This window comes from Halanaerobium sp. (genome assembly GCF_003070835.1).
Genome location: NZ_QBLR01000208.1, coordinates 1 through 5,960, shown reverse-complemented (window position 1 = coordinate 5,960; position 5,960 = coordinate 1). Strand labels below are relative to the sequence as shown.

The following is a 5,960-nucleotide window of genomic DNA, read 5'->3' as shown; positions in this document are numbered from 1 at the left end:
TAATATAACTATTAATAACACCAAAGAAAAGATTAATTAAAATCTATATTCTATTTGAGCAAAGATTTCACTTTTATCAGGTCCATCAATTACATGATCAACTCCGGTAGAAAAAGTCAGCTGATCAGAATAATCATAAGTTAAGCGCGACCGCCAGAGAAGAGTATCTTCCATATTCGGCAGCTCCGGCATTTCTCTATAAATCAGCCAGTTTTCCACATTTAAGTTATCCCGCACAAAAGATCTCTGCACCATTAAGGAATATTCTCCTATACTTTTATCTCGCATCAAATTATTTGGCTCATCGATTAGGATTCCTTCTTTTGCCTGTAGAGCTATTAAATAATCTCCCAGATAATAATCGATGCCCAATAAAACTTCCAGCTCATTATTCTCTACAATCTGTGGACCCTGCTGTGTCTGCTGCAGATAGTCGCGGTCGAAAAAGTAAGCTCCTTCTCCTTTTAAAACAAATTTTCCCAGGTCATTAGAAAAACTGCCGCCAATGAAATTCTGGTCTCTGTAGAGAGCTTCACTGCTGCCTGTTAGCTGATTATATACTTCCAGCATGGGATTGTACTGGGGAAATGAGCCAGCACTGATTTCATAGTCAGAGCCCATCCCGAGTACTGAATAACGGAGACCAAAGCCTGACTGATCGGCATCTAAATCTGAATCTGCTGGCGGAAGAGTTAAAACTGCCTCCAGAGTTCCACTATCAGTATAATAATCTAATTTAAAGCCATCACTACCTAGAAAGCGATCATCTGGATTAACAAAGGGACGCTGAACTCTGCTCTGATCATTTATTAAATTAGTTACTGTCAGGCCATCTGCCTTGCCCCAGCTAATAATTTGGCGCCCGATTCTCAAATCTGCATTGGAAAAATAATAATCTAAATATCCTTCATAAAGCTCAAGCTCTAATTCTTCTTCAAGTGTATTTATCTGTAATTTTGGATTCAAAACAAACTGACCATTTTCTAAGCGCTGTTCAAGCTTAAGATCATATTCCAAATATGAATATAGTTCTGAACTATTTTCCAGATCATAAGCAGTATAACCCGTAATCTGATGACTGATATAAGCTGCCCCGGCAATAGAGCTGCTGAATAGCAGAGCTGCTGCAGCCAGGCATATTATCAGAGTTAGAGAAAATGATTTTTCTCCTTTTAGAATCTTCATAATAAAACCTCCTGTATAAACTATCATATTTTATTTATCATTATCTATAATTTTATAATCCACGCTTCATCATTCTTTCACTAAATAAGTTCTCATCAACTTCAGTGTTATATTCAACTTCACTGGTTCTTAAAATTGTTCGGTGGTCACTCTGCAGATTATGCATTTCATTATCAACAATGGTTAGAATTCCATCTATTTCTTCAAGCTGATTAACAGTTAAGACTTTGAGAAGTTTGCCTTCCTGATCATAAAACTCTTTTTTAAGACCAATCCAGTTATCCTGCCAGACATAAGTTACTGTTCTGCTGTATAAATCGTCTTCAGCAACCGGAATATTTTCTACCACATAAACTTCCTTACCATCAATTGTATCTTCTCCAATTAAATTGTGCTCATCTTCGGCCAGTGTTCTATCTCCCAGGTCATCATAGGTAAAATCTGAGCCCATAAAATAGTCACTCTTGTTTTCAGAAGAAATTCTCTTTACCTTATTTAAAGCAGGCAGAAAAATCCACTGGTCATCACTTTGATCTGAATCATAGCTCCAGTTCATAAAGGAGGTGTTGCGCACGTCTGCCGGAGAAATAAAGAACATTATTTTCTTTTCAACCTCGCCAAAGTCCTTCTCATACTGCTTGATCTCTCTCACTCGCTCAGCACCACGGCTGTTAATTAAAATCATCTCGAGATTAGAAGTTCTGCTGTCTCCAGTTTCACGACTATACACTTTTTCCATGATTTCTTCCCCACTTAGCTCAGCAGCCGAAACTGTCCCAAAAACTGTCATTAAAGCTACCAGTACAGCAACTGTAATTATTATTTTATTCCTCATTTTGATCATCCTTTCTCTTCTTGAAAATAAATTTAGGTTCTATGATATCAATTAAAGCAACTGCCAGAGTCAGGGTTCCAATCAGACTGACAAATAAAGCTGTTGAAACTAACCAGCCGAGTTCTCTATTGGGAGGAAACTCAGAGAAGGTTAAGACCATAAATCCTGCAATCACAACAACTGCATTAAAGGTAATCGCTCTTCCTGAGAGGTTAATTGCTTTATCTGCAGTTTCCGCCTTGTTAAAGCCTCTGATTCCATAATACTGATAGCGGGAAAGCAGGTGAATTGCATAGTCAATTCCCATTCCAACTGCGATACTGGAAATTAAGGCTGTAGTTGTGTTTAAAGAAACTCCCAGGCCTCCCATCAATCCAAAGTTGACGACTGCTGTAACTGCAATTGGCAGCACTCCGATCAAACCAGCTGCAAAACTTTTAAAGAGCAGACTGAGCAGTAAGAAAACACCTACTAAGGAAATTGCCAGACTTAAAACCTGACCTTCTAAAATTAGACCACTAAAAATCATATTTGTATAGGCCGAGCCGGCAAATTCAACTTCAAATTCCTTTAAAGATGAATTAGCAGCAAAGCCTTCAATTTCAGCAATAATACTTTTAATCTCTTGAGTCCGATCCGTTTTTAAACTCAGCTGTACATGCAGCTGTCTGTAGTCATAATCAATTAACCTGTCTAAATCTTCCGGATCACCTGACATTGAATATAAAAGGAGATACTGAGCAACTAAGTCCCTGGATTCAGGAACCCGGTTAAACTCTTCCTGATCCTCGTTCATCACCTTGTTAATCCGGCGGAGATAATCATTTAAACTGTAGGTTGTACCTATTAATTCACGTTCTTCCAGCTGATTCTGCAGTTCCCAGACATCTTTTAAATATTCTGGTTCTTTAAATGTATCATTCTCTTCTGCTTTAAAGATTAAATTCAGCTGAGTTGTACCGCCAAAGTTCTGATTGATAAAATTATCTGCCTGTGAGATTTCCTCGTTCTCAGTAAATTTACTCAGCATACTGGAGTCAATCCAGATATTGCTGGCACCATAGGCTGCTATAATCGTAATGATGATTGTTATGATTACTACAGCTCTGCGGTTTGTCCGTACAAACTGAGATAACCTGTGAAAAAATTTCCTGTCAGCAGCCTTCTGCTCTTTCTTTTTTATTTTAAGATTTGGCAGACCCAGCACTTTCAAACCAGCTGGAATCATAATCAGAGAAAAGAACATGGCAGAAATTACACCAACTGATGTAAATAAGCCAAAATACCTGATCGGCAGAACATCTGAAGTTAATAATGATAGAAATCCTGCTGCAGTTGTAATTGAAGTCATTACCACAGGTTTCCAGAGCTGCTGCTGCATATCCTTAATTAACTCAAGTTTATCCCTTTCCGGCTGGGCTTTAATTTCCTGATTTAAATGACTTAAAAGGTGAATCCCGTCTGCAACTCCCAGTGCAATCAGCATTACAGGAATCATTGTCGAAACTGCATAAATTGGAATTCCTAAATAGGACATCAGTCCAAAAGCCCAGATTGTGCTAAATAAAACCACCAGCATAGTCAGCAGGGTGCTTTTAAAGCTGTGCAGGGTTAAAAATAGGACAAAGAGGATAATAAAGATAACAATTGGAATCATCTTCTGCATATCCTGAGGCATTAGATGAGCTAAAGTTCCCTCAACTACTGGCTGTCCTGCAATATAAATCTTTTCACTGCCGCTTCTGTAGGGCTTAACAATCTCCTGAACTTTTTGATAGAGCTCCAGCCTGTCTATTTCTCCAGCTTTTAATTCAGCCATTATTAAGGCAGAATTGCCATCTTCGGCTACAATCCTACCTCCAACCATCTTATTGGCTTCTACATCTTCCCGCAGCTGATCTATTTCAGCCTGGCTTTCCGGTAACTTTTGATAGAAGGGATCAACTTCCAGACCAAATTCACTTCCCTTAATGTTATCAGCTGTAGTCAGACTCTTGACATCCCCTTTTGCTACTTCCGGCAATTTTTCCAGTGCTAGAGATATTTGATCAATCATTTTCAATGTCTCCGCATTATAGACACCATTTGGATTACTATTATTCTCCACCGCTACAATTACTGCATCATTGATCCCAAATAAATCCTCGTACTCTTCGCTGGCCACAAATTCTGGATGATCATCCGGCTTATATTTATCCAGGTTAGTTTCTAAACGTGCATTGTCATAGATCTGGAAAGTAAAAAATGCAGTGATTATTAAAATTATGATTAAAACTGTTTTTGGAAATTTCAGCACCCAGTCTGTTATTTTATCAATCATGATTACCCCTCTTTTCTTAATCATTTCTCTTTATCTAATCTAACACTTAATTTATGAATGAGTATTCATTCATAAAATTTTATTAAGAAACCAGCTGCTTACACAGCCGGTATTATTTTTTAAAGTGAAGGTGTTTTTACATTTAAGACTTCAAATTTTTCACCCTGATCAGCTTTTAATTCCATCTCTGTATTTGGAGGACAGGTCACAACTGTTCCTGCTTCAACTACACTTGCTTCATCTCCAATTCTTAAAGTTCCTTTACCCTCTTTAATGTAGAAAAACACATCTACCGGAACCTGATGAGCAGGTACAATATCGCCTTCAGACAAAATTAAGTTCATCACCTGAGCATTATCATTTTTTAAAACAGCTTTTGCAATTACTCCTCTTTTGTTCTTTGTCCCCTCTAACTCACTCAACTTAATAATTTCCACAAAAATCATTCCTTTCGTTTAATAAATAATTTTATTGACATATATTATAAATCTCTAATATGAATGATTGCTCATTCACTAATATAAGTATAGTACTTTGCTTTATTTAATGCAGTGATACAGCTCACACAAAGTTAATTTTTTAAAATTAACTTATTTCTTTTTTCTAACATATAGTGCAACTGCTAAAACAAATAAAACCGCAATATAAACTGGAGTGGACACCTTTATCACCCTTTTGCTAACTACTTTTTTTAAATCAATTAAAAATATGATCTATTCTCTCTAAAATAAAAGCGGGAGCTTCCTCTAAAAGCTGCATCTCCGGTTGAGTTAACGAATATTCGATAACTCCCTGCATCGAGCCAAAGAAATAGACTGCCATTAAATGAGTATTAATCTCCTTAACTTCTCCCTTTTTAACACCTGCCTGAAAAAGTTTTTCCAGCATTTTAATCAATGAACTCATATGCTCTTTTATCTGCCCACTTTTTTCGCCCCGGGAAAAATCTTTTTCGCGAACAAGCACCCTGCCGAGGTGAGGATTTTCAATTAAAACTGAAAAATGTCTATTTAAAAATTCTTTTAAAAATTCCTTAGTTGAAAGATCTTTTTCTTTTAAATCTGACATGATTTCCATTCTTCTTTTCATCTCTGCTTTAAAAATATAAGCCAGGACCTTATCCTTACTGGAAAAATAATTATAAATAGTTCCAACTGCCAGACCTGCCTGATCAGCTATATCCTGCATTCTCGTGTTGAAAAAACCTTCCTGAGAGATGATTTCTACTGCTGCCTTTCTAATTCTATCTTTAGTTTCCTGAGCCACTTTTATCAACTCCTTGAATGAGTGTTCATTCATATTATAGCACTATAAAATTTCTTTGTCAACTATCATAAAAACTGTTTAATCCAGAATAAAGCTCTTTTCTTTTTGTTTTCTGTTTTAAAATATTTATCATAAAGAGAGCTTCATTCATTTTTAAAATGCATTAAAAAAATAATTTTAAACCATTAATATTTAGATTTAGTTATATTATACTGTTAGACCATATTAAAACAGCAAATGTATCTACATTGTTTGTGACTTTTTCATAGAATAAAATTCTTTTTCTTCTTCACCGTTAATTCGGATAAAGAGCAGTAAACAGTCTTCTTTAGCAGTCAAAGAAACTAGATCATC

The 5,960-nt window shown here is 36.3% G+C and carries 5 protein-coding genes; all 5 read right to left on the bottom strand.

The features are described from left to right. Nucleotides 1–36: 36 nt before the first annotated feature. Complete coding sequence (locus CI949_RS15480) at nucleotides 37–1,185, bottom strand: hypothetical protein (protein ID WP_290767921.1); 1,149 nt, start codon at nucleotides 1,183–1,185, stop codon at nucleotides 37–39. A gap of 52 nt (nucleotides 1,186–1,237) precedes the next feature. Further along, nucleotides 1,238–2,020, bottom strand: coding sequence for an outer membrane lipoprotein-sorting protein (locus tag CI949_RS15475; protein WP_290767918.1), 783 nt, complete (start codon nucleotides 2,018–2,020; stop codon nucleotides 1,238–1,240). Beyond that, the gene (locus CI949_RS15470) at nucleotides 2,010–4,340 is read right to left on the bottom strand and encodes an RND family transporter (protein ID WP_290767916.1); all 2,331 of its coding nucleotides are present in this window, start codon (nucleotides 4,338–4,340) and stop codon (nucleotides 2,010–2,012) included. The genes CI949_RS15475 and CI949_RS15470 overlap by 11 nt, the downstream gene beginning before the upstream one ends. A 119-nt stretch (nucleotides 4,341–4,459) precedes the next feature. Continuing rightward, nucleotides 4,460–4,777 (bottom strand): cupin domain-containing protein, encoded by a 318-nt coding sequence (locus CI949_RS15465; protein WP_108141349.1) that lies wholly within the window; start codon nucleotides 4,775–4,777, stop codon nucleotides 4,460–4,462. Between the two features lie 259 nt (nucleotides 4,778–5,036). Beyond that, on the bottom strand, nucleotides 5,037–5,606 hold the full coding sequence (locus CI949_RS15460) for a TetR/AcrR family transcriptional regulator (RefSeq protein ID WP_290767912.1): 570 nt from the start codon (nucleotides 5,604–5,606) through the stop codon (nucleotides 5,037–5,039). Between the last annotated feature and the right edge of the window lie 354 nt (nucleotides 5,607–5,960).

Bases quoted from the DNA above. Each gene is read 5' to 3' on its own strand.
- CI949_RS15480 (WP_290767921.1), bottom strand. From the start codon at position 1,185: ATGAAGATTCTAAAAGGAGAAAAATCATTTTCTCTAACTCTGATAATA.
- CI949_RS15475 (WP_290767918.1), bottom strand. From the start codon at position 2,020: ATGAGGAATAAAATAATAATTACAGTTGCTGTACTGGTAGCTTTAATG.
- CI949_RS15470 (WP_290767916.1), bottom strand. From the start codon at position 4,340: ATGATTGATAAAATAACAGACTGGGTGCTGAAATTTCCAAAAACAGTT.